This is a genomic window from Streptomyces sp. NPDC015139, assembly GCF_043079785.1.
GTDB classification, from domain to species: Bacteria; Actinomycetota; Actinomycetes; order Streptomycetales; family Streptomycetaceae; genus Streptomyces; species Streptomyces albidocamelliae.
Genome location: NZ_JBIBUW010000018.1, coordinates 44,840 through 68,338 on the forward strand (window position 1 = coordinate 44,840; position 23,499 = coordinate 68,338).

23 protein-coding genes are annotated in these 23,499 nt (G+C 74.0%); 12 read left to right on the forward strand and 11 right to left on the reverse strand.

What is annotated here, in order from left to right; all coding sequences use genetic code 11:
- Positions 1 to 82 precede the first annotated feature (82 nt).
- Positions 83 to 784, reverse strand: coding sequence for a GntR family transcriptional regulator (locus ACF08B_RS34095; protein ID WP_093479260.1), 702 nt, complete (start codon positions 782 to 784; stop codon positions 83 to 85).
- Between the two features lie 127 nt (positions 785 to 911).
- Between ACF08B_RS34095 and ACF08B_RS34100 the strand changes: the two genes are divergently transcribed.
- From ACF08B_RS34100 to ACF08B_RS34120, 5 genes are all read left to right on the forward strand, one after another.
- Positions 912 to 2,231, forward strand: coding sequence for an MFS transporter (locus tag ACF08B_RS34100; RefSeq protein ID WP_392320925.1), 1,320 nt, complete (start codon positions 912 to 914; stop codon positions 2,229 to 2,231).
- Positions 2,228 to 3,067, forward strand: a complete 840-nt coding sequence (locus ACF08B_RS34105; protein WP_392320926.1) for a putative hydro-lyase — start codon at positions 2,228 to 2,230, stop codon at positions 3,065 to 3,067. The genes ACF08B_RS34100 and ACF08B_RS34105 overlap by 4 nt, the downstream gene beginning before the upstream one ends.
- 68 nt (positions 3,068 to 3,135) lie before the next feature.
- Positions 3,136 to 3,894 (forward strand): LamB/YcsF family protein, encoded by a 759-nt coding sequence (locus ACF08B_RS34110; RefSeq protein WP_392320927.1) that lies wholly within the window; start codon positions 3,136 to 3,138, stop codon positions 3,892 to 3,894.
- A complete protein-coding gene (locus tag ACF08B_RS34115; protein WP_392320928.1) occupies positions 3,891 to 4,508 on the forward strand; it encodes an allophanate hydrolase subunit 1 in 618 nt (205 codons plus the stop codon). The genes ACF08B_RS34110 and ACF08B_RS34115 overlap by 4 nt, the downstream gene beginning before the upstream one ends.
- A gap of 94 nt (positions 4,509 to 4,602) precedes the next feature.
- Positions 4,603 to 5,472 carry a biotin-dependent carboxyltransferase family protein gene (locus ACF08B_RS34120; protein WP_392320929.1) on the forward strand — a complete coding sequence of 290 codons (870 nt, stop codon included), beginning with the start codon at positions 4,603 to 4,605 and terminating at the stop codon, positions 5,470 to 5,472.
- Here the strand turns inward: ACF08B_RS34120 and ACF08B_RS34125 are convergent.
- The 5 genes from ACF08B_RS34125 to ACF08B_RS34145 form a co-directional block, all read right to left on the reverse strand.
- On the reverse strand, positions 5,373 to 6,311 hold the full coding sequence (locus ACF08B_RS34125) for an SGNH/GDSL hydrolase family protein (protein ID WP_392320930.1): 939 nt from the start codon (positions 6,309 to 6,311) through the stop codon (positions 5,373 to 5,375). The two genes, ACF08B_RS34120 and ACF08B_RS34125, sit on opposite strands and share 100 nt — an antisense overlap.
- Complete coding sequence (locus ACF08B_RS34130) at positions 6,308 to 7,483, reverse strand: glycosyltransferase (RefSeq protein ID WP_392320931.1); 1,176 nt, start codon at positions 7,481 to 7,483, stop codon at positions 6,308 to 6,310. The genes ACF08B_RS34125 and ACF08B_RS34130 overlap by 4 nt, the downstream gene beginning before the upstream one ends.
- Positions 7,480 to 8,607: a glycosyltransferase family 4 protein gene (locus ACF08B_RS34135; protein ID WP_392320932.1), complete on the reverse strand. Its 1,128-nt coding sequence runs from the start codon at positions 8,605 to 8,607 to the stop codon at positions 7,480 to 7,482. Before ACF08B_RS34135 ends, ACF08B_RS34130 begins: the two co-directional genes overlap by 4 nt.
- A gap of 186 nt (positions 8,608 to 8,793) precedes the next feature.
- Complete coding sequence (locus tag ACF08B_RS34140; protein WP_392320933.1) at positions 8,794 to 10,212, reverse strand: HEAT repeat domain-containing protein; 1,419 nt, start codon at positions 10,210 to 10,212, stop codon at positions 8,794 to 8,796.
- 299 nt (positions 10,213 to 10,511) lie between these two features.
- A complete protein-coding gene (locus ACF08B_RS34145; RefSeq protein WP_392320934.1) occupies positions 10,512 to 10,904 on the reverse strand; it encodes an ankyrin repeat domain-containing protein in 393 nt (130 codons plus the stop codon).
- A 322-nt stretch (positions 10,905 to 11,226) separates the two neighbouring features.
- Here ACF08B_RS34145 and ACF08B_RS34150 point away from each other — a divergent pair, with 322 nt between their 5' ends.
- Together ACF08B_RS34150 and ACF08B_RS34155 are read left to right on the forward strand one after the other, a co-directional pair.
- A complete protein-coding gene (locus ACF08B_RS34150; RefSeq protein ID WP_073899278.1) occupies positions 11,227 to 11,421 on the forward strand; it encodes a hypothetical protein in 195 nt (64 codons plus the stop codon).
- A 40-nt stretch (positions 11,422 to 11,461) separates the two neighbouring features.
- On the forward strand, positions 11,462 to 13,081 hold the full coding sequence (locus ACF08B_RS34155; protein ID WP_392320935.1) for a hypothetical protein: 1,620 nt from the start codon (positions 11,462 to 11,464) through the stop codon (positions 13,079 to 13,081).
- 374 nt (positions 13,082 to 13,455) lie between these two features.
- Here the strand turns inward: ACF08B_RS34155 and ACF08B_RS34160 are convergent, their stop codons facing one another.
- Positions 13,456 to 14,964, reverse strand: coding sequence for a PLP-dependent aminotransferase family protein (locus ACF08B_RS34160; RefSeq protein WP_392320936.1), 1,509 nt, complete (start codon positions 14,962 to 14,964; stop codon positions 13,456 to 13,458).
- Positions 14,965 to 15,075: 111 nt separating this feature from the next.
- Here ACF08B_RS34160 and ACF08B_RS34165 point away from each other — a divergent pair, with 111 nt between their 5' ends.
- From ACF08B_RS34165 to ACF08B_RS34180, 4 genes are all read left to right on the forward strand, one after another.
- Positions 15,076 to 15,729: a YitT family protein gene (locus ACF08B_RS34165; RefSeq protein WP_392320937.1), complete on the forward strand. Its 654-nt coding sequence runs from the start codon at positions 15,076 to 15,078 to the stop codon at positions 15,727 to 15,729.
- Positions 15,726 to 16,502 carry a glycerophosphodiester phosphodiesterase gene (locus ACF08B_RS34170; protein ID WP_392320938.1) on the forward strand — a complete coding sequence of 259 codons (777 nt, stop codon included), beginning with the start codon at positions 15,726 to 15,728 and terminating at the stop codon, positions 16,500 to 16,502. The genes ACF08B_RS34165 and ACF08B_RS34170 overlap by 4 nt, the downstream gene beginning before the upstream one ends.
- Before the next feature lie 65 nt (positions 16,503 to 16,567).
- The gene (locus ACF08B_RS34175; protein ID WP_392320939.1) at positions 16,568 to 17,947 is read left to right on the forward strand and encodes an MFS transporter; all 1,380 of its coding nucleotides are present in this window, start codon (positions 16,568 to 16,570) and stop codon (positions 17,945 to 17,947) included.
- A gap of 278 nt (positions 17,948 to 18,225) precedes the next feature.
- Positions 18,226 to 18,600: an RNA polymerase-binding protein RbpA gene (locus ACF08B_RS34180; protein WP_009187548.1), complete on the forward strand. Its 375-nt coding sequence runs from the start codon at positions 18,226 to 18,228 to the stop codon at positions 18,598 to 18,600.
- 103 nt (positions 18,601 to 18,703) lie between these two features.
- On the opposite strand, the gene fxsA is transcribed toward ACF08B_RS34180, so the two are convergent.
- From fxsA to ACF08B_RS34200, 4 genes are all read right to left on the reverse strand, one after another.
- Entirely contained in the window at positions 18,704 to 19,255 is a 552-nt protein-coding gene (gene fxsA / locus ACF08B_RS34185; protein ID WP_392320940.1) for an FxsA family membrane protein, read from the reverse strand.
- Between the two features lie 70 nt (positions 19,256 to 19,325).
- Positions 19,326 to 20,120, reverse strand: a complete 795-nt coding sequence (locus ACF08B_RS34190) for a polyprenol monophosphomannose synthase (RefSeq protein ID WP_392320941.1) — start codon at positions 20,118 to 20,120, stop codon at positions 19,326 to 19,328.
- Positions 20,121 to 20,656: 536 nt separating this feature from the next.
- Entirely contained in the window at positions 20,657 to 22,270 is a 1,614-nt protein-coding gene (locus ACF08B_RS34195; protein WP_392320942.1) for an amidohydrolase, read from the reverse strand.
- 91 nt (positions 22,271 to 22,361) lie between these two features.
- Positions 22,362 to 22,802, reverse strand: a complete 441-nt coding sequence (locus ACF08B_RS34200) for an Lrp/AsnC family transcriptional regulator (protein ID WP_392320943.1) — start codon at positions 22,800 to 22,802, stop codon at positions 22,362 to 22,364.
- Between the two features lie 245 nt (positions 22,803 to 23,047).
- On the opposite strand from ACF08B_RS34200, the gene ACF08B_RS34205 reads away from it, so the two are divergent.
- Entirely contained in the window at positions 23,048 to 23,482 is a 435-nt protein-coding gene (locus ACF08B_RS34205; RefSeq protein ID WP_093479242.1) for a hypothetical protein, read from the forward strand.
- The last annotated feature ends 17 nt before the right edge of the window (positions 23,483 to 23,499 follow it).

Genomic DNA, 23,499 nt, shown 5'->3' on the forward strand with positions numbered 1-23,499 from the left:
GTGCACAGACTAGGTCCTCGGTCTGACATCGACCCAAACGAGAGGCTCCGCCGGTTTGGCCCCCCCTGGAGTCGGGGTGCTCCTACTCGGCGCCCTCTTCGCCGACCCGGCGCCGGTACACCTCGACCACGCGTTCCAGGGAGTCCGCGAGGTAGGTCTGCAGCAGGTGTTCCGCCGTCGTCCGCTCACCGGCCTGGAGGGCCTGGAGGATCCGGCGGTTGCGGGCGAGGTACGGCTCGTGCAGCCGGCGCGGGTCGTCGACGACGTGGAAGGCCAGCCGCAGCTCGGCGAAGACGCTGCGCATCAGTTCGTCGGTGCGTTCGCTGCCGGCGAGGGCGACCAGTTCCTGATGGAAGTGGATGTTGGCCGTGCCCATCGCTTTCCAGTCATTGTCGGCGGCCGCCGCATCGCCCTCGGCGACCGCGGAGGCCAGTCCGTGCAGCGGGTAGGGCGGCTCGCCCAGGCCGCGGACGACGGCGCACTCGACGAGGGAGCGCGTGCGGTAGATGTCCTCGACGTCCTCGACGGTCAGCACCCGGACGAACACGCCCCGGTTGAGCTCGTGGATCAGCAGGCGCTCGTGCGTGAGCAGCCGGAACGCCTCGCGCAGGGTGTTGCGGGAGACGCCGAGCGCCCCGCCGATCCCGTCCTCCGACAGCCGGGTGCCGGGTGGGAAGTACCCGTCGGCGATGCGGCTTCTGAGGATGTCCGAAACCCGCTCCGCCGTGCTCGTGCGCCCCAGGAGGGCGCGGTCGTCGGCCAGTCCCGCCAGCTGCTCTGCCATGCCCGGAATTCAATCGCACGCACCGGAACGAAACAACGTAGGTATTGAAGGATCGTTGAACGATCCCCTACGGTGCTCCGCACGGCTCACTTCTCAGCACCCTCCGTCCCCCTACTGCGAGGTGCCCATGAGCACGACACCACCGCCCCGGCCGGCCCCCTCCGGCGTACGGCCGGCGCACGGCGAACACACCGCCGACGACGGCGCGTTCGGCTGGCTCCGCGCCCTCGGTCCGCGTGGCCGACGCGCCTTCGCCGGAGCTTTCGGCGGATATGCCCTGGATTCCTACGACTACTTCACGCTGCCGCTGAGCATGGTGGCGCTCTCCGCGTACTTCGGCCTCAGCAGCGGCCAGACCGGCCTGTTCACCACGGTCACCCTGGTGGTGTCCGCGGTCGGCGGCGCCGTGGCAGGGGTGGTCGCGGACCGGGTCGGCCGGGTCCGGGCCCTGATGATCACGGTGATCACGTATGCGGTCTTCACGGTGGCCTGCGGCTTCGCGCCCAGCTACGAGACGCTGCTGGTCTTCCGCGCGCTCCAGGGGCTCGGCTTCGGCGGCGAGTGGGCGGTGGGCGCGATCCTGGTCGCCGAGTACGCGAGCGCCCGGCACCGGGGGCGCACGCTCGGCGCGGTCCAGAGCTCCTGGGCGGTCGGCTGGGCGCTGGCCGCGGGCGTCTACACGCTGGTCTTCACCTTCGTCGGGGACGACCTGGCCTGGCGCGTGATGTTCTGGACCGGCGCGCTGCCCGCGCTGCTGGTGGTCTGGCTGCGGCGCCGGGTCCACGACGCCCCCACGGCGACGGCGGCCCGCGAACAGGACCCGGCGCGGGGCTCGTTCGCGGCGATCTTCCGCCCGGGCCGGAACGGCGCCCCGGGTCTGCTGCGCACCACGGTGTTCGCGAGCCTGCTCTCCACGGGCGTGCAGGGCGGCTACTACACGCTGGCCACCTGGGTGCCCACGTACCTGAAGTCCGAGCGCGGCCTGTCGGTCGTCGGCACGGGCGGCTACCTGACGTTCCTGATCTCGGGCGCGTTCCTCGGCTACCTGACCGGCGGCCACCTCACCGACCGGCTCGGCCGGCGGAACAACATCTGGCTGTTCGCGCTGCTGTCGGCGGTGTGCGTCCTGGCCTACGCGAACATCCCGCACGGTGCCGACACCCTGCTGCTGGTGCTCGGCTTCCCGCTCGGTTTCTGCATGTCGGCCATCTTCAGCGGCTTCGGGTCCTACCTGAGCGAGCTGTATCCGACGGCGGTGCGCGGCACCGGCCAGGGCTTCACGTACAACACCGGGCGCGCGGTCGGCGCGGTGTTCCCGACCCTGGTGGGCTTCCTCGCGGACAGCTGGGGCGTGGGCGGTGCGCTGGTCTTCGGGGCGCTCGGCTACGGGCTCGCGGCCCTCGCGCTGCTCGGGCTCCCGGAGACCCGTGGAAGGGAACTGGCGTGACGCGGCCGCATCGTACCGAGGACCGACCGGTCGCCACGGCCCAGGAGCACGCGCACGCGTGGAGCCCGCAGACCGCGCGGGCCCGTTTCCGCGAGGGCCTGGCCGGACCCACGGCCGGGGTCGCCGCGGGCCACACGCAGGCCAACCTGATCGCCGTACCCGCCGACTGGGCCTACGACATGCTGCTGTTCTGCCAGCGCAATCCCCAACCGTGCCCGCTGCTCGACGTCACCGACGCCGGCTCCGCGACGACCGTCCTCGCCGAGGGCGCGGACCTGCGCACCGATCTGCCCCGCTACCGGGTGTGGCAGGACGGCGAACTCGTCGACGAGCCGACGGACGCGCGCGCGTACTGGCGGGACGACCTGGTGTCGTTCCTGCTCGGGTGCAGCTTCACCTTCGAGTGGGCGCTGGCCCGGGCGGGCGTGCCGATCCGGCACGTCGAGCAGGGCCGCAACGTGCCGATGTACGCGACCGGCCGCGCGTGCCGGGAGGCGGGCAGGCTGCGCGGCCCGATGGTGGTGTCGATGCGCCCGGTGCCGCCCGAGCACCTGCGCGCCGCGATCCGGGAGAGCAGCCTCCTGCCGGCCGTGCACGGCGGCCCCGTGCACTGCGGAGATTGCGCCGCCCTCGGCATCGAGGACCTGGACCGGCCCGACTTCGAGGACCCGGTCGTCCTCGACGACGACGACATCCCGGTGTTCTGGGCCTGCGGGGTGACTCCGCAGGCGGCGGTCATGGCCTCCAGGCCGCCGTTCGCCATCACCCACGCACCGGGGCAGATGTTCCTGACCGACGCCCGCGACGAGCAGTACCGGCTGGTCGGCGTCGACTGACACCGGTGCCGCCGACCCGCGGGCCCGACCGCACCTGAGCGCACACGAACCGGAGACACGAGAGCACCATGACCGCGATCGATCTGAACGCCGACCTCGGCGAGGGCTTCGGCCGCTGGCGGCTGACCGACGACGAACAGCTGCTGTCCGTCGTCACCAGCGCCAACGTGGCCTGCGGGTTCCACGCCGGGGACGCGGCGACCATGCGCCGCGTGTGCGAACTGGCGGCCGAGCGCGGGGTGACGATCGGCGCGCAGGTCTCCTACCGGGACCTCGCCGGGTTCGGGCGGCGCGCCATGGACGTGCCGCCCGCCGAGCTGGCGGCCGAAGTGGCCTACCAGATCGGCGCCCTGGAGGTGTTCGCGCGGGCCGCCGGGGCGCGCGTGGCGTACGTCAAACCGCACGGCGCGCTCTACAACCGGGTCGTGCACGACGAGGAGCAGGCCCGGGCGGTGATCGACGGTGTGCTGCTCGCGGACGCCTCACTGCCCCTGCTGTGCCTGCCCGGCTCGCGGCTGCTGGAGCTGGCCGCCGGGGCGGGGCTGCCGGCCGTCACGGAGGCGTTCGCGGACCGCGCGTACACCGACGAGGGCACGCTGGTGCCCCGCGGCCGGGACGGCGCCGTGGTGACCGACCCGCAGGCCGTCGTGGAGCGCTCGGTGGGCCTCGCGCGCTCCGGCGAGGTCACCGCGCACTCCGGCGCGCGCGTCCAGGTGCGCGCCCGCTCGCTGTGCCTGCACGGCGACACGCCCGGCGCGGTGGACCTGGCCCGCCGGGTGCGCGAGCGACTGCTGGCGGCCGGGGTGCGGGTGGAGGCCTTCGCGTGAGGACGCTTCCCGTCGGCGACGACGCGCTCCTCGTCGAGGTGGCCTCGGGCGAGGAGGCGCAGGCCCTCCATGCGGAGCTGCTGCGGCGCCGTGCGGAGGGCTCGCTGGCCGTGCGCGAGATCGTGCCGGCGGCCCGGACGGTCCTCCTCGACGGCCTGGACGACCCGGTCCGCCGGGCCGCCGAACTGACCTCCGCCGCGGTGCCGTCGGCGCCGCCCCGCGCGCGGGGACCGATCGAACTGCCCGTGCGCTACGACGGCCCGGACCTCGCGGAGGTCGCCGCGCACTGGGGTGTGCCCCGCGCGGAGGTGGGCCGCATCCACGCGGGCACCGAATTCACGGTGGCCTTCTGCGGTTTCGCACCGGGCTTCGGGTACCTCACCGGACTCCCGGGCCGCTACGACGTGCCGCGCCGGGCCACCCCGCGCACGACGGTCCCGGCCGGCGCGGTCGCCCTGGCCGGCCCCTACACCGGCGTCTATCCGCGTTCCTCGCCGGGCGGCTGGCAGCTGATCGGAACGACGGACGCCGTGCTGTGGGACCACACGCGCGTACCGGCCGCCCTGCTGTCACCGGGAGCGCGCGTGCGGTTCGTCCCGGCGGAGGGCCCGTGAACGGGCCACGCGCGCGTGCACGGCGTACCGACGGCGGGCCCCACGACCGGCCACGCGCGCGTACGCGTGACACCCGCGCGGCAGGGGAGGGCGCATGACCGACCGTGCGCTCGTCGTCGTGCGCTCCGGGGCGCTGACCACCGTGCAGGACCGCGGCCGGGCGGGGTACGCCCACCTGGGGGTGCCGCGCTCCGGCGCCCTGGACCCGCCGGCGGCCGCGCTCGTGAACCGGCTGGTCGGCAATCCGCCGGACGCGGCCGTCCTGGAGACCACGCTCGACGGCTGTGCGGTGCGCCCCCGTTCGACGGTGACCGTGGCGGTGGGCGGTGCGCCCTGCCCCGTCCGGGTGGGCGGCCGGCCGGCCGCGTGGGGCGCCCCCGTCCTGGTGCGTGAGGGCGAGCTGCTGGAGGTGGGGGCGGCCACCGCCGGGGTGCGCGGGTACCTGGCCGTCTCCGGCGGCATCGCCGTGGAGCCGGTCCTCGGCAGCCGGGCCACGGACCTGCTGTCCGGCCTCGGCCCGGCGCCGCTCACCGACGGCACGGTGCTGCCGCTGGGCGCGCCGGCCGGGCCGCCCGCGCGCGTGGACGGCGTCCCGCAGCCCCGCCCGCCGGCCGGTCTCGTGCTCCGGGTGACCCCCGGACCGCGCGCGGACTGGTTCACGTCCGGCGCCGTCCGGACGCTCACCACGAGCGCCTACCGGGTCTCCCCGGCGAGCAACCGCATCGGCCTGCGCACCGAAGGGCCCCCGCTGGAGCGGGCCCGGCCCGGTGAACTCCCCAGCGAGGGCATGGTCCTCGGCGCGGTCCAGGTCCCGCCGGACGGACGTCCGGTGGTCTTCCTGGCGGACCATCCGACGACCGGCGGCTACCCGGTCATCGCGGTGGTCCGCGCCGGCGACCTCCCGGCGGTGGCGCAGGCGCTGCCGGGCACCCCGGTGCGCTTCGTGCCGGTACGGCGCCGCTGAGCCCCGGCCCCGTCGACGGTGCGCTCGGGCAGGGCCGCGAGGGCCGCGGACACGGCCGCCGACGCGCTCAGGTCGAGCCGGGAGCTGGTGCCCCGGGCGCGGTGGTGGAGTTCGTCGGCGGCGAGGCGCAGCAGTTGCGGGAGCAGGTCCCTGCAGCGCCGGGCCACCCAGCCGGTGCCGGCGGTGGCGAGCCACCACAGGCTCGCCGTCCGGGTCGGTGCGGGGAACTCCGGTTCGGGCGAGGGCGGCTCCCCGGTCGCCCGGCCCGCCTCGGCGAGCAGGGCGTGGAAGCGGACCGCGAACTGCCGGTGACCGCGCTCCCCCGGGTGCAGCCGGTCGGCGCTCCACAGCGTGCGGTCGCTCACCCAGTCGCCGTCCGCCGCGTGCAGGTGGACGGCGCCGTACCGCTCGGACAGCGCGTGCACGACGTCGTTGACCGCCCGCTGCCGCCGGGCCAGCGGGCGGGCCAGCGCGCCCGGGAGCCCGAGCATCGCACCGGGGTCGGGCAGGCAGGCGGTGAGCAGGGTCGCGCCCTGGCCGGTGAGGGCCGCGTAGGTCTGGTCGAGGTCGGCGGCGACGGTGTGGATGTCGAAGGTGTGCCGCAGCGTGTCGTTGACGCCGACGACCACGGAGACGAGGCCGGGCCGCAGGTCGAGGGCGGCGGGGGTCTGCGACGCGAGCACGTCCCGGGTCTGGGCCCCGCTGACCGCGAGGTTGGTGAACTCCACGGGCAGTGCGGCCGCCAGGAGCGCGGCCCAGCCGCGCCAGTCGTCCCCGGCGGGGTCGCCCACGCCCTCGGTCAGCGAGTCGCCGAGGGCCACGAAGCGGACGGGTCTCATGCCACGCCCTCCGCGACGGTGCGGCGGGGCTCCGGGTGGCGCACCACCTCCGTGTCGTGGGCCGCCAGGAACGCCTCGACGGCCGTTCCCCAGCCGAAGCACTCGGCACGCGCGCGTGCCGCGTCCCGCCGCACGGACTCGCCGCGCTCCAGGAGGGATTCGACGGCGTCCGCGAACGCCTCCCCGCTACCGGCCGCGGCCACGCCGGCGGATCCGATCACCTCGGGCAGCGCGGAGGACGCGCCGGCGACCACCGGTGTGCCGCAGGCCATGGCCTCCAGGGCGGCCAGCCCGAAGGTCTCGGCGGGTCCGGGTGCGAGGCAGACGTCGGCGGACGCCTGGAGCGCGCCGAGGAGGGACCGGTCGGAGACGTGTCCCAGGAAGGTCACCGGCAGAACGCGCTCCCGCGCGCGCTGTTCCAGCCGGGCTCGCTGCGGTCCGTCCCCGGCCACCACGAGCGCCGCCCGTCGTCCGCGCCGCAGCAGCGCCTCCAGGGCGTCCAGGGCCGTGCCGGGCCGCTTCTCCACGGACAGCCGGGAGCACATCACGAGCAGCGCCTCGTCCCCGCGCGCGTGCTGTCCCCGCAGCCCCGGGTCGCGCAGCCCGGGGTGGCGTTCCATCAGGTCGACGCCGAGGGGGGCGCGTACGACATTGCGCGCGCCGATGCGGACGAACTCGCGCTCGGCGAACTCCGTCGTGCACACGACCCGTGAGTAGACGTGCGCCGTACGGGTGTTGAGGGCGTCGGCGGCCCGGCGGGACAGCTGCTCGGACAGGCCCCAGGTGCGCAGGACGCCGTCGGCGGTCTCGTGGGAGACCATGACGGAGGGCACGCGCGCGCGGCGGGCCCAGCGGCCGGTCCAGCGCAGGGTCGTACGGTCGGAGACCTCCAGGCGGTCCGGGGCGAGGTCCTCCAGCAGGGCGGCGACGCGCCGCCTGTCGGTGAGGACGCGGTACCCGCCGGTGCCGGGCAGCAGGGGGCCGGGGAGAGTGATGACCCGGCCCTGCTCGGTGTCGCGGTCGGTGTGGCGTTCGCCGGGCACGATCAGCACGGGCGCGTGGCCGGCGGCCCGGTAGCCCCTGCCCAGTTCACGCAGGGCGGTGCGCAGGCCGCCGGAGGCGGGGGCGACGAAGTTGGCGAGCCGGACGATGCGCAGGGACTGGCCGGTCATGCCGCCACCGCCGTCTTCCGCGTCGCGAGGACGTCGTCGTAGTGGGCGATCAGCCGGTCGCCGACGGCGGCCCAGGTGCGGCCCTCGACCATCGTGCGGGCGGCGGCGCCGTAGGCGGCCCGCCGCGCGGGGTCGGCGGCCAGTTCGCGGACGGCGTCGTGCACGGCGGAGGCGTCGCGGGGCGGGACGAGCAGGCCGGTGCGGCCGTGGGCCACCAGGTCGAGCGGGCCGCCGGCGGCGGGCGCGACGACCGGGACACCACTGGCCATGGCCTCCTGGACGGTCTGGCAGAACGTCTCGAAGGGGCCGGTGTGCACGAACAGGTCCAGCGAGGCGAAGATCCGGGCCAGTTCACCGCCGGTGCGGCGGCCGAGGAAGACCGCGCCGGGCAGGGCCTCGGTCAGCTGGGCCTGGCTGGGTCCGTCGCCGACGACCACCAGCCGCACGCCCGTCATGGCGCCGACCCCGGCGAGGAGTTCCACGTGCTTCTCGGGGGCGAGCCGGCCGACGTACCCGACGATCAGCTCGCCGTTCGGGGCGAGTTCGCGGCGCAGGGACTCGTCGCGGTGCTCTGGCCGGAATCGTACGGTGTCGACGCCACGCGGCCACAGCCGTACCCGGGGCACACCGTGTGCCTCCAGATCGTCGAGTGCGGCGCTGGACGGGGCCAGGGTGAGGTCGGCGGCGGAGTGCACGGAGCGGATCCGGCGCCAGGCCGCGGCCTCTCCGGCGCCCATGTAGGTGCGGGCGTAGCCGGCCAGGTCGGTCTGGTAGACGGCGACGGCGGGGATGCCGAGGCGGGCGGCGGCCGCCATGCCGCGGACGCCGAGGACGAAGGGACTCGCCAGGTGGACCACGTCGGCGCGGTGCTCGGTGAGGGCTGCGGCGAGACGCCGGCTCGGCAGGGCGACGCGGACCTGGGGGTAGCCGGGGAGGGGGAGGGAGGGGACTCGGACGACCGGGCACGGAGCATCCGTGTCCGGCGGGCTGCCGGGGGCGGTGGCCGGCGCGACGACGAGCGGAAGGTGACCGCGATCTACGAGGTGCCGGGCGGTCTGGAACGCGCAGTGGGCCACGCCGTTCACGTCGGGGGGAAAGGATTCGGTCACGATGACGACACGCATACGGGTGTTGTCGCCGTGCCGGACGTGGCCGCGTCGACTTCGATCTTTCCGCGCGGGAAACGTCCCATGAGCGTTGAACCGCACACCCGAGCGGGTCAGACGGCCGTCATGGTCGCCTGACCCGCGGGTCACCGGTTGTTCACCCGGCGGGCGGTCGTGCGCCGCGGCCGTGTGCGTGCGCGGAGGTCAGCCGGCGGCGAGGTCCGGGCCGAAGCGGCTGCGCACCGCCGTCTGCACCTCGTCCTCCTCGGCCGGGTCCACGGCCAGGCGGCGCAGTCGCTCCACGACCCGGGCGTCGCCGGTCTCGGCGTGCCGGGCGGCCACTTCGCGGGTGGTCTCCTCGCAGTCCCACAGGCATTCGACGGCGAATCCGGTGGCGAAGGAGGGATCGGTGGCGGCCAGGGCACGGGCGGCGCGGCCGCGGAGATGGGAGGAGGCCGTCTCGCGGTAGACGTGGCGCAGCACGGGGGCCGCGCAGGCGATGCCGAGGCGTCCGGCGCCGTCGACGAGGGTCCACAGGGTGGGTGCGTCGGGGCCCTCGCCGCGTACGGCCTCGCGCAGGGCCCCGAGGACGAGTTCACGGTCCTGGGTGCCGCCCCGGCAGGCGAGCACGCGTCCGGCGGCGGCGCCGAGGGCGTCGGGGCGCTGGGCCCAGCGGCGTGCGCGGTCGACGGCGGCGACGCTCTGCATCCGCTCGAAGGCGTCCACGGCGGCCTCGACGACGGGAGCCGTGCCGTCGACGACGGCGGCCTCGACGAGGTCCAGGGCGTCCGGATCGTTGCTGTCGGCGAGGTAGCGCAGTGCGGTGCAGCGCGCGCCGTCGTCGCCGTCCCGGGCGGCCCGGAGGATCTCGGGCCGGTCCTCGGGGCCGGCCACGGCGACCAGGCAGCGGGCGGCCGGGACGTGGAGGGCGGCGCCGCGCTCCATGCCCTGCTGGGCCCATTCGAAGACGGCGCGCACGCTCCAGCCGGGGCGCGGCCCGGTGGGCCGCATCTGCCGCTGCCAGCGGTCGAAACAGCCGGCCTCGTGGGCGGCACGCACGCGCGTGGCGATCGGTTCGCGCGGATCCTCGGCCCACAGCCGCCAGGGCCGCGGTTCGAAGGCGTCCCGCACGGTGGCGGCCAGCTCGGCGTCGCCCTCGGGATCGGCGGGGAAGCGGGCCAGGACGGGGGCGGCGAGGGCGCGCAGGCCCGCGTCGTCGTCCCGCAGGGCGAGCTCGTCCAGGGCCCAGGCCCAGTTGGAGCCGTGGGCGGCGTACCTGCGCAGCAGCTCCAGGGCGTCCCGCCTGCCGTAGGAGGCGAGGTGCCCGAGGACGGCCAGTGCCAGGCCGGTGCGGGAGTCCTCGGTGTCGAGGACGTCCTCGGCGTCGAACAGGTGCGCCTCGACGGCGTCCAGCTCGCCGTTCAGGTCGAGGTAGAGCCGGGCGTAGTACAGGGAGCGGTTCTCCACCTGCCAGTCGTGGCGGGGATCGCGCAGCACACAGTGGTTGAGGGCCGCGAGCGCTTCGGCGCGCGGGGCGGTGAGCGCGTGCAGCGTGCCGTCGCCGCGACCGCGCTGGAGCAGCCCGAGCAGCGTACCGCTGGGCGCTATGACCGGATCGAACATGGGAAACAGCCTCACATCAAGCGTCGACGCAACCGGGGAACACGCACTACCTGGCCACGTGACACAACGTCGGAGCGCCCGCCGTCTCTTGCTTGCTGTAGACCATCTCTCTCTGCCTCTCGTCGGTGGCCCATGCGGACCGCATCACGGCCCGCGCGGTGCGGCAACACCTGCCCAGCCATCGCGTCCGTGAATCACGACGTCATGATGACCCGCGGTGTGTGCTGCCGCGACCGTATTTACGGCGGCCTGTTACCGCCTCCCCCGTTTTCCGTGTGTACCTGATCAGGACGTCCGGCTCAGTTGACGCCGAACAACTCCAGCAGCTCCGCCTTGCCGAACATGCGGGCCGTGTCGACGGCCGACGGCGTGCCCGCGGCGGGGTCCGCCCCGGCTTCGAGAAGGACCTTGATCACGTCCGTCTCGCCCTTGAAGACGGCGCCCGCGAGCGGGGTCTGGCCCCGGTCGTTGATCCGGTCCGCCTCCGCGCCCCGGGCGAGCAGCGCCCTCACCGCATCGGCGTGGCCGTGGTAGGCGGCGAGCATCACCAGGGAGTCGCCGCGGTCGTTGGTGAGATTGGCCGGCACGCCCGCGTCGACATACGCCACGAGCGCCTCGGTCTGCCCCTGTCGGGCCAGATCGAAGATCTTGGTGGCCAGCTCCACGACCTCGGGGTCGGGGGCTTCGCTCATCGGCCGGACCGCCTCTCCTCGGAACTTCGGTGAACGTCAGGCAGCGTACGGCAGCGCGCGGGACGCGGCCGTACGCCGCCGTACGAGTGAATCGCCAGCGTACTGGCTCTCGCGGCACATGACCCGATCTGCCCGAGGTAAAGATCACCGACAGGCTCCGTTGGCGGCATCAATCCTGGTCAACCGGGTCGGATCGGCTCCGCCGAGTGGGGGAAATCAGCCGCATTTCACCCAGTTGCACCTTTAATCGTATGGATACATGCTGTGATCCTGGAACAACTCATGGTGACTGTCCCCCACCTTCGACACCAGGAGGCCCGAAATGATCCTCTCCCTGTCAGGCGTGTTCCTGCTCGGCGTCATCGTCTTCCTCTTCTTCCGCAAGGACGGACTGAAGGGTTCGCACGCCACGGTCTCGGCCCTGTTCGGCTTCTACCTGTCGAGCACGGCCATCGCCCCGAGCATCAAGGCAGGCGGCGAGAGTCTGGCCAGCCTCCTCGGCGGCCTCAAGTTCTGACCCCGACCGTCACGCCCGCACGCACGATCAGGAGACAGCAGTGGCCCGGCGCCCTCTCCCCCGCATTCTGAGCAAAGACAGCGCGCAGATCGCCCGGACGCAGATCGCCCGGAGCCGGGAGCTGGCCCGGACGGCGGCCGACAGCGCCACCGACGTCCTCCACCCGCTGATCACCGTCTCGCGCGGACTGCGCCGGCTGGCCACGGCCGGGCGGCGCAGGTGGGCGGACACCCCGAAGGACCGACGCGGGCCCCTGCTGTTCCTGGCGGCCTCCGTGTTCCTGGTCGTGGCCCTGGTGCCGTACGGGCCGCTGCTCGCCGTCATCACCGTGATGGCGGCGGCGGCCTGGCAGGGCCGCGACCGCACCCCGCCGGAGCCCGAGGGGCCCGACGAGTCGCAGACCGAGCGGCTCCAGGCGCTGTACGAGGCGCTGGTGCCGTACTTCACCGGCCCCGAGGACCCCGCGCCGCTCTACCTGCACGGCGGGGACTGGCAGAAGGCCCTCACCGAGCACGAGTTCGAGGACGGCGGACGCATCGGCCACCTCGTGATCCGCTACCCCGCCTACTTCCCCGACGGCGAGCCCGCGGCCCGCGCGCGGGTCGAGCAGGTGCTCACCGCGAAGGCCGGGCGGGGCCGCGAGTACCGCTTCTCATGGGACGAGGAGGGCAACCAGCTCACGGTCACCGTCCTCGCCCCGCTGCCCACCGACATCACCGCCCAGCGCTTCGTCACCGCGCCCGGCGAGACCGTCCTCGGCTTCACCGACCCGGGCGAGGTCCAGCGCACGCTCCCCCTCTCCTTCGCGGAGGAGGAGATCGACGTCCCCCCGGTCGTCTGGCGCACCGGCATCCGCTCCACCGAGCCGCATCTGCTGGCCATGGGCCACCCCGGCAGCGGCACCTCCACCCTGCTGCGCTCCATCGCCCTGCAGGCCCTGGAGTACGGCGACGTCCTGATCGTCGACGGCGGGGGCACGGGTGAGTACGCGTGCCTGACCGGCCGGGACGGCGTCCTGGCCGTGGAGTGCGCCCTCCCCGGGGCGCTGGCCAGCCTGGAATGGGCCGCCCAGGAGACCGAGCGGCGGCTCGTCGCCATCAACCTGGCCCGGCAGGCGGGCGACCCGCCGCCCGAGGACACCCGGCGACCGCTGTGGATCGTGCTGGACCGCCCGAGCGTCTTCGCGCACCTCGCCGCGACGGACGGCCGCAAGGACCCGCAGGCACTGCTCCAGCTGCCACTGCGGCACGGCCGCGCGGCGAACGTGACCGTGGTGGTGGCCGAGCAGATCGACGGCGCGGACGCGCTGAGCGACGCGGTACGGCAGCACACACGCGCGCGTGTCGTGCTCGGGCCCGCGGCGCCGGGACAGGTGGAGTCGGTCCTGGGGATGCCGCCGCACACGACGGCCCTCGCACACGTACCGCCGGGGCGGGGGTACGCCCGGCTGGGGTCGGGTCCTGTGCACCGGCTCCAGGTGCCGCGCACGCCCGATCCGTACGACGAGGCGACGAGCGACGTGGACCGGCAGGCGGTGCTGGCGCTGCTGCCGCCGCGCACGACCCCGGCGGACGAGCAGCCGACGTCGGCCCCGGCCCCGGCGGACCTCACGAAGCCCACCCCGGCTCCCGCGGAGGCACTGGCCGCGGAGCCCTCGTAGGACACCCGCCGGGGTGCCGCGGCCGACACCTGCCGCGGCACCCCGGCGGCGCGTGGGCAGCGCGTGGGCGCGGGGTCACGCGACACCCCGGCAACCCCAGCGACGCGAAGACGCCGAGGGCGACACCGCACGGCGGCACAGCATCCCGGCGGGGTGAGACAGGGAAACCCGGCGCCACGACACCCCCCGAGGCGCGGCAGCGCGAAGGCGCGGCACACCGGCAATGCAGCGGCACGGTGGCGGCACACCCGGCATCGCAGCGGCGAAGGCGCTGCGGGACGGACGCGAGACAGCAGGGCGACACGGCTGCGCGCCCCTACGGGAAACGCGGGCGGACACAGCACGCGCAGGCCGCGAGCACGCCCCCGTGCCGGCTACGCCACGAACGTGCGCGGTGCCTCCGAGCCCCCCGTCGCCCCGGACTCCACGAGCCGGGCCGCGGCCGCGAGCCGGGCCGCCGCCTCGTCGGCCACCGCTCCCCCGACCGTGAACGGGAGCCGGACATAGCCCTCGAAGGCACCGTCGACGCCGAAACGCGGGCCGGACGGGACACGGACGCCCACCCGCTCCCCCATCTCCGCCAGCCGGGAGCCGGAGAGGCCACCGGCGCGCACCCAGAGGGTCAGGCCGCCCCGCGGGACCTCGAACTCCCAGCCGGGCAGTTCCCGGCGTACGGCGGCCACCAGCGCGTCCCGGTTCTCACGGGCCTGCTCGCGCCGCAGGTCCACGGCCTGCTCCCAGCCGCCGGTGCTGAACAGCCAGTTCACGGCGAGCTGCTCCAGGACGGGCGTGCCCAGGTCGGCGTACGCGCGCGCCGCGACCAGGCTGCGGATGACGTCCGGAGCGGCGCGCACCCAGCCGATCCGCATGCCCGCCCAGAACGCCTTGCTGGCCGAGCCGACGGTGATCACCGTGGAACCGGCCGGGTCGAAGCCGCACACGGGGCGGGGCGTGCCGCCGTCCCGGTACTCCTCGTCGAGCCAGAGTTCGGACATCGTCTCGTCGGCGATGAGCACCGTGCCGGCCGAGCGGGCCGCGTCCACCAGCCGGCGCCGCTGGTCCTCGTCGGCGAGCGCGCCGGTGGGGTTGTGGAAGTCGGCGACGACGTAGGCGAGGCGCGGCGCGGCCTCGCGCAGCACCTGGCGCCAGCGGTCCAGGTCCCAGCCGGTCAGCCCCTCGGCCATGGCGACGGGGACGAGCCGGGCGCCCGCCTCCCGCATCAGCTGGAGGATGTTGGCGTAGGACGGGGACTCCACGGCGATCCGCTCGCCGCGGCCCGCGAAGAGGTGGCAGATCGCGTCGATGGCGCCCATCGCACCGGTCGTCACCATGATCTGTTCCGGCATCGTGGGAATCCCGCGCGCGGTGTAGCGCTCGGCGATCATCGCGCGCAGGGCGGGCAGACCGGCCGGGTAGTCGCCGTGGGTGTGCGCGTACGGCGGCAGCTCCTCCAGAGCGCCCTGCACCGCGCGGGTGAGCCACGGTTCGGGCGCCGGGAGCGAGGCGCAGCCCAGGTCGATCACCGAGCCCAGGGCCTCGGGGGGCAGCGGTTCCAGGCCGCGCGCGGGCAGCGGGTTGCCCGCAGGCACCGCGGTCCAGCTCCCGGCTCCGCGCCGGGACTCCAGGAAGCCCTCGCCGCGCAACGCCTCGTAGGCGGCCGCGACGGTGGTCCGGCTCACGGAGAGGGCGAGGGCGAGTTCCCGCTCGGCGGGGAGGCGGGCGGCCACCGGAACGCGGCCTTCGAGCACCAGCAGCCGGATGCCGTCGGCCAGGGCACGGTAGGCGGGCGGGCGCCGGGTGCCGGGACCGGCGGGCCGCTCCTGCTGGGAGTTGAGGAGCCGTGCCAGCTGGGCGGCCCCCATCGCAGAAGTCCACTGCGCCATGACGATCAGTCCACCTTCCCCGAATTGGCCATGGATGCCGAGTCATCCCACGCCACAGAGTGTCATGCGTCAGGCCACCGCCACCACCCAGGGGGGTATGTCGTGTCCGTCATGTCGAGACACGGCCGTCTCGGACGCCGTTCGATCCAGCTCTACGCCGGACTCGCGCTGTACGGCGCGAGTTCCGCGCTGCTCGTGCGGGCGGGGCTCGGCCTGGAGCCCTGGAACGTGCTCCACCAGGGGCTCGCGGAGCTCACCGGGCTGACCATCGGCGTGGTGTCGATCGTGGTGGGGGCGGCGGTGCTGCTCCTGTGGATCCCGCTGCGCCAGCGCCCCGGACTCGGAACGGTCTCGAACGTCTTCGTCGTCGGCCTCGCCATGGACGGCACGCTCGCGCTCCTCCCGGACGCACGCGCGCTCGCCGTACGGGTGCCGCTCCTGCTCGCGGGCATCGTGCTGAACGGCGTGGCGACCGGTCTGTACATCGCGGCGGACTTCGGGCCGGGCCCGCGCGACGGGCTGATGACGGGACTGCACCGGCGTACCGGCCGCTCGATCCGGCTGATGCGGACGGGGGTCGAGATCGCGGTCGTGGTCACCGGGTTCCTGCTGGGCGGCACCATCGGCATCGGCACGGTGCTGTACGCCGTCTCCATCGGTCCGCTGGCCCAGTTCTTCCTGCGGATGTTCGCCGTCCCCCCGGCATCGGACCGCAGCACGGTCGTTGCCGCCGCGACACCGGAGGGAGCGATACTGCGGGGGTGACCCTCACGACACCGCCCATACGCCACCCCTACCTGGACCATCCGGGGCCCATCGCCTTCGCCCACCGCGGCGGGGCCGCCGACGGGCTGGAGAACACCGTGGCGCAGTTCCGGCGCGCGTTCGAGTCGGGCTACCGGTACATGGAGACCGACGTCCACGCCACGGCCGACGGCCGTCTCGTCGCCTTCCACGACACGACCCTGGACCGGGTCACCGACGGCGCGGGCCGGATCGGGGACCTGCGGTGGGACGACGTACGGCAGGCGCGCGTGGGCGGCCGGGAGCCGGTGCCGCTGTTCGAGGAACTGCTGGAGACCTTCCCCGAGGTCCGCTGGAACGTCGACGTCAAGGCGGAGCCGGCCCTGCGGCCCCTGCTGGACCTGATCGAGCGCACCGACGCCTGGGACCGGGTCTGCGTGGGCTCCTTCTCCGAGGCGCGCGTGCTGCGGGCCCAGCGGCTGGCCGGGCCGCGCCTGGCCACCTCGTTCGGCACCCGGGGGGTGCTCAGCCTGCGGCTGCGGTCCTGGGGGCTGCCCGCCGCGGTGCGCCGGTCCGCCGTCGCGGCACAGGTGCCCGAGGCCCAGTCGGGCGTCCCGGTGGTCGACCAGCGCTTCGTCCGCGCCGCCCACGCGCGCGGGCTGCAGGTGCACGTGTGGACGGTCAACGAACCCGCGCGGATGCACCGGCTCCTGGAGCTGGGCGTTGATGGCATCATGACCGATCACATCGACACGTTGCGCAAGGTCATGGAGGACCGCGGCGTCTGGGTCTGACCGACCCGGGGACCGGCCGGGGCCGCGCCTTCGCACGGCACTTCGGCGGGGAAGCGAGGGCACGGGTGGGCACCGAGACCGTGCGCACAGACACGGCGGACGACACCGCCGGCCGGAAGCGCGAACAGCGCGGCTGGTACTTCTACGACTGGGCGTGCTCGGTCTACTCCACGAGCGTCCTCACCGTGTTCCTCGGCCCGTACCTCACCGCGGTCGCCGAGCGCGCCGCGGACGCCGACGGCTATGTGCATCCGCTGGGCGTCCCGGTGCGAGCCGGCTCCTTCTTCGCCTACTCGGTGTCCCTGTCGGTGATCGCGGCCGTCGTGGTGATGCCGCTCGTGGGCGGTGCCGCCGACCGCACGGGCCGTAAGAAGCCGCTGCTCGCGGCGGCGGCCTACACCGGTGCGGCGGCGACCACCGGCATGTTCTTCCTCTACGGCGACCGGTACCTGCTGGGCGGGGTGCTGCTCGTCGTGGCCAACGCGGCGCAGTCCGTCGCGATGATGCTCTACAACTCCTACCTGCCGCAGATCGCCCCGCCCGACGAGCGCGACGCCGTCTCCTCGCGCGGCTGGGCCTTCGGGTACGCGGCGGGGTCCCTGGTCCTCGTCGCCAACCTGGTGCTGTACACGGCGCACGACTCCTTCGGCCTGTCCGAGACGGCCGCGGTCCGCGTCTGCCTGGCCTCGGCGGGCCTGTGGTGGGGCGCCTTCACCCTCGTACCGCTGCGCCGGCTGCGGGACCGGCACGCGCGCGCGGAGCGGGCGACGGCCCCCGGGCTGTCGCGCGCGGAGCGGGCGACGGCCCCCGGGCTGCGGCAGCTCGTGGACACTGTCCGGGACATGCGCGGCCATCCGCTGACGCTGTCGTTCCTGCTGGCCTATCTGGTCTACAACGACGGTATCCAGACGGTGATCACCCAGGCCTCGGTCTACGGATCCGAGGAGCTGGGACTCGGGCAGTCGACGCTGATCGGGGCCGTGCTCCTGGTTCAGGTCCTCGCCGTGGCGGGGGCGCTGGCGATGGGACGGCTGGCCCGGACGTACGGTGCCCGGCTCACGATCCTCGGCTCGCTGGTGGCCTGGACGGCGACCCTGGCGGCCGGCTACTTCCTGCCCGCGAAGGCCCCGGTGTGGTTCTTCGTGCTGGCCTCCGGGATCGGACTGGTCCTCGGCGGCAGCCAGGCGCTGTCCCGGTCGCTCTTCTCCCACCTGGTGCCGCCGGGCAAGGAGGCCGAGTACTTCGCGGCGTACGAACTGAGCGACCGCGGGATGAGCTGGCTCGGGCCGCTGCTGTTCGGCCTGACCTACCAGCTGACCGGAAGCTACCGTTCGGCGATCGTGTCGCTCGTGGCCTTCTTCGTCATCGGGTTCGTCCTGCTCGCCCGGGTCCCGGTGCGGCGTGCGATCGGCGCGGCGGGGAACCCGGTTCCGGAGAAGATCTAGCTTCGATTTAGCGTTCAAACCCAAAGGGCGGTAGTGTACGCGTTTGGCCTGCCAGGCGTACCGTTACTGCGCGTCAAAGATGCCGAAACGCTGGGTGACATCTGCTAGCAGATGTGACAAACCGGGCGCCTGTGGGTAGAACAAGGGGCGGCTACGACGGCGACGCGTGACCCGGAACGGGACACGGAACGGGAATCTTTACCGCCGACCGGACGTTGACCGGATGACGACGACAGCGACACCTGTCCTGTGGGCGACAAGCCCGGGAGGCACGATTCATGAGTGAGCGAGCTCTTCGCGGTACGCGCCTCGTAGTGACCAGCTACGAGACGGACCGCGGTATCGACCTGGCTCCGCGCCAGGCCGTGGAGTACGCATGCGAGAAGGGGCACCGTTTCGAGATGCCCTTCTCGGTCGAGGCGGAGATCCCGCCGGAGTGGGAGTGCAAGGTCTGCGGGGCCCCAGCACTCCTCGTTGACGGCGACGGCCCTGAAGAGAAGAAGGCCAAGCCCGCGCGTACCCATTGGGACATGCTGATGGAGCGGCGCACCCGTGAGGAGCTCGAAGAGGTCCTCGAGGAGCGCCTGGCGGTTCTGCGCTCGGGGGCGATGAACATCGCGGTTCACCCTCGGGACAGCCGCAAGTCCGCGTAACACGCAGACGACAGAACCGCGGGCGCCGTACATCACGTACGGCGCCCGCGGTTTTTCGTCATGATCTCTCGCGAGGGGCGGTCCGGCGTGCCGCCCGCCCGGCTCAGCGCGTCAGCGGCGGCCGCTGCTCCCCCGCCTCCGGACGGTCCTCGCGGATGACCTCTCCCTGCACCACCTTGCCGTCGGGGCGGTGCATGCGGGCCTGCTGGAAGGCGTCGCCCAGGCTGCCGGGCGTGGCCTTGCGGAGCCTCTTCTCCACGGCACCCTCGGCGTAGCGGCTCACGGCCTTCTGGACCGGCGGGGCCAGCAGCAGCAGACCGGCCACGTCGGAGATCAGGCCCGGAATGATCAGCAGCAGACCGCCGAGCATCATGAGGCCGTTGCCACCGCCGCGCTCGGGCGATCCGCCCCGCTGAAGGGCCTCGTTGAGGCTCTGGAAGGCGCGGCGTCCCGCCCGCTTGATCACCACGGAGCCGCCCACGACGCCGGCCACGAGGAGCAGGAACACGGTGGGCCCCCCGGCCGCGCCCGCGACCAGGGTCAGCAGCCAGATCTCCAGCACCAGCCAGACGGCCACACCGAGCGGCAGGTACCTGCGCAGCCCGGAGCGCCGGGGGCGGGCGGTGTACGGAGAGGTGGGAGCGCCAGTCGTCATGCTCCCAGTGTGCCTGGCGGCGGCTCAGCGCGGGATAAGGGGCTGACCGGGGAAGACGAAGCGGTGCGGACTAGGCCTGCTTGCCCTTGCCGGTGATCTTGTCGACGCGGTCGCCCACGCCCCAGGCGGTGACCCGCCACAGCGCCTCGACGACGATGTTCTTGCTCATCTTGGAGTCGCCCAGCTCGCGCTCGACGAAGGTGATCGGCACCTCGACGACGTGGTAGCCGGCCTTGACCGCGCGCCGCGCCAGGTCGACCTGGAAGCAGTAGCCCTGCGAGGCGACCTCGCCGAGGCCCAGGCCCTCCAGGGTCTCGCGGCGGAAGGCGCGGTAGCCGCCGGTGATGTCGCGCAGCGGCAGGTCCAGGGCGAGGCGGGAGTAGAGGCTGCCGCCGCGGGAGATGAACTCGCGCGACTTCGGCCAGTTCACCACCCGGCCGCCGGGCACCCAGCGCGAGCCGAGGACGAGGTCGGCACTCTTGAGGGCGGTGAGCAGGCGGGGCAGTTCCTCGGGCTGGTGGGAGCCGTCGGCGTCCATCTCCACCAGCACGCCGTAGCCGTGCTCCATGCCCCAGCGGAAGCCCGCGAGGTAGGCGGCGCCCAGGCCTTCCTTGCCCTTGCGGTGCAGCACCTGCACGTGGGCGTCGTCGGCGGCGAGTTCGTCGGCGAGCTTGCCCGTGCCGTCGGGGCTGTTGTCGTCCGCGATGAGTACGTGCGCCTCGGGGACGGCCTTGCGCACCCGGCCGACGATGGTCTTGATGTTCTCCGCCTCGTTGTAGGTCGGAATGATCACCAAGGCCAGGCCGAGCGGACCGAACTGTCGCCCCTGGGCCTTGGCCGCGAGGGTCCCGTCGCCGTCGTTCACTGCTGCCCCTTCAATGTCGTACGCAGGGATCCACCATAGTGGCCGCGGCCTGGCATGACGCGCCGACGCGGTCCCCCGACGGTGTCGATTGCACAAAAGCGGGGTAAGAAGCCCGGTTACGGCACGCGCGTGCCGCGACGGATGGGGGCCCGGCGCCCTTCGGGCCGACCTGGGACCCGCTGGCTGCGGATCGACCGAAAGCCGTTGTCTACTGAGCTCCCGGGCCCCACCCGGGTCACACCTGGCCGACCGGCTGGAACGTTCCCCGTCGGCGCGGGCGCTGAGCCTGGCTCCCAGTGGCGGTGCCCCGGTGCGGCACACCGTCCCTGACCCAGCGGCGCTGCGACGAGTTGCGTGAACACTCCCCGGTCGGGCGTCCGGTGGTGGACTCGGCCGAACCTACCGGCCCCCGGCCGCCGACTGTCAACACTCCCCTGACCTGCGCGGACAGCGACTTCCCCGCGGTGCGGGCGGAGGATGCGCAGGTCGGGCGACGCGGCGGCCGGGATCGGCCGCCGCCGCGCCACCCCGGTAGATCACTCGCCCGGCCGTACGAAAACCGTCCGCCCGCCCACCACGGTCCGCAGGCAGACCGGCAGCTCACGGCCCGGGGTGAGGTCGGGCAGGCCGGGGGTGCCGGAGCGGGGATCCGTCGACCAGCGGGCGACCCGGTCGTCGGGTGCCTGCACGACCAGTTCGCCGGTGCGCCAGACGGCGTAGTCGGCGGGCGCACCGGGCACCAGGACCCCCGCGTCGTCCCGTCCCACGGCCCGCCAGCCGCCGCGCGTGTGCGCGGTGAAGGCGGCGCGGACGGAGATGCGGTGCTCGGGCGTGTGGTGGAAGGCCGCGGCACGGACCGTGCCCCACGGGTCGAGCGGGGTGACCGGGCTGTCGGAGCCGAAGGCGAGGGGCACACCGGCCCGCAGCAGGGCCGCGTAGGGGTTGAGGGTGCGGGCCCGCTCGGCGCCGAGGCGCTGGGCGTACATGCCGTCCTCGCCGCCCCACAGGGCGTCGAAGGCGGGCTGGACGGAGGCGATCAGACCCAGCTCGGCGAAGGCGGCGACGGTGCCTGGCGTGAGCATCTCGGCGTGCTCGACGCGGTGGCGGGCGGCCCGGACGCGGGCGAGGCCGACCTTGTCGGCGGCCGCGCGCAGGCCCTCGACGACTGCGGTCACGGCGGCGTCGCCGATGGCGTGGAAGCCGGCCTGGAGACCCGCCTCGGTGCAGGCGACGACATGGGCGGCGACGGCGTCGGCGTCCAGGTAGGCGGTGCCGCTGTGGCCGGCGTCGGCGTACGGCTCGTGCAGGCAGGCGGTGTGCGAGCCGAGGGCGCCGTCGGCGAAGAGGTCGCCGGCCGCGCCCGTGGCTCCGAGCTCGCGTGCCCGGGTCACGCCCTCGTCGCCCTGCTCGGCCCAGTAGCCGACGACGCGGGGCCCGGGGATCTCGCCGGCGAGCCGCAGCAGGGCGCTGAAGTCGTCCGCGGAGGAGATTCGCGGGCCGCCGCACTCGTGCACCGAGCCGATGCCGAGGGAGGCCGCGTGGGCCAGGGCGGTGCGCTGGGCCTCGGCGCGCTGGGCGGGGGTGATGGCGGCGAGGGCGGCCTCGCGCACGGTGTGGTGGGCGTCCGCGGTGAGCGGGGCGTCCTCGCGCGGGACGTCGCCGGACACCAGGGCCAGCAGGGCCGTGGTGACGACCGCCGAGTGCACGTCGATGCGGGAGAGGTACAGCGGGCGGCCGCCGGTGGCCTCGTCGAGCTCCGCACGCGTCGGCGGCCGGCCGCCGGGCCAGCGGGCGGCGTCCCAGCCGTGGCCCAGCAGCACCCGGTCGCCGGGGCGGGCGGCGGCGAACTCCCGGACCAGGGCGAGGGCCGCGTCCAGGGACGGGGCCGTGGACAGGTCGAGGCCGGTCAGGGCGAGGCCCGTGGCGGTGGTGTGCACATGGGCGTCGGTGAAGGCCGGCGTCACCAGGGCGCCGTCGAGGTCGACCACCTCGTCCACCCCGTCGGCGAAGGCGTCGGCGGCGCCCTCGGAACCGACCCAGGAGACCTGGCCGCGCTCCACCACCATCGCGGTCGCGAAGGGGTCGGCGGGGCTGTGCACCTCCCCGCGGCGCAGCAGGACGGTCTTGGGCTCGGCGGACTGCTCACTCATGTCCGACAGTCTCTCGCGTGCGCGGGGCGCCGCGGGCACCGGGGCGGCGCGCCGGGAGGGGCGGGACGCCGGGTCACGCGGCGTCCCGGGTTCAGATCCTCGGCGGCCTGGCCTCGTACGGCGTCGACAGGGCCACCGTCGTGCGGGTGGAGACCCCGGCCAGGGAGCGCAGCCGGGCCAGCAGCTCCTCCAGCTCGTGCGGGGTGGCCACGCGCACCTTGAGGATGTAGTTCTCGTCACCGGCGACGCTGTGGCAGGCCTCGATCTCCGGGACGCCGGCCAGGCGTTCCGCGATGTCGTCGGGGGCGCTGGGGTCGAAGGGTTTCACCGAGATGAACGCGGTGAGCGGCAGCCCCACGGCCTCCGGGTCGACCACCGCGGCATAGCCGCGGATGACTCCACGCTGTTCGAGCCGGCGCACCCGCTGGTGCACGGCCGACGTGGACAGGCCCGTGGCCTTGCCCAGGTCTGTGTAGCTCATCCGCCCGTCCTTGACGAGCAGCTGCACGATCTGACGGTCCAGCTCCTCCATGGCGCCAAAACCTACCGTGCGCTTGATCTCCTCGGATAGCCGAGAGCGCAGGTCATGGCCGGTTCGATACAAAAAGCACCACGTCGGTCCCCTCTCCGGGCACCTGCGCACGGCATGTGACGAACACCACATGGCTGGAACCGGCTCTGTGATGTTCTCGTGATTACCGCCGAGGGCTGACGGGAAGTGCTTGGTGTGGTCGAGGCCGCAGTGCCTTCACGGCCCAGCCTTAGGGGGAGAATCCCATGCAGAGTGTCAACCGCCCTGGTCGCTCCACGCCCAAGCGGCAGCAGCCGGTCGTCGAGCCCGAGCCGGAGGGCGTCGAACCCGACGCCCTCGACGAGGAACTCGACACGTACGACACCTTCGAGATGTACCGGGTGATCTGCCCGGACTGCGCGCAGCCGATCGCGCTGCTGGCGGACGAGGAGGCACTGCCGGAGCACGCCCTGTGCGCCTCGCCGTGGAACCCGTTCGGGCTCACGGTCTGCGCGGGCACGGGCCGTGCGGCGGCCGAGGCCCGCCCCGCGGACGAGGACTTCACACCGCAGGAGCAGGACACCGCCCTGCTGCTGACGCTCCCCCAGGGCCTGGACTGGCGGACGCAGCCCTTCTCGCACGTCGGTGGCCCCGGCTCGCGCCCGATGCGGGTGGCGGAGATGCGCCGCCAGGCTGCCTGAGGCTCCTGCCGGAGGGC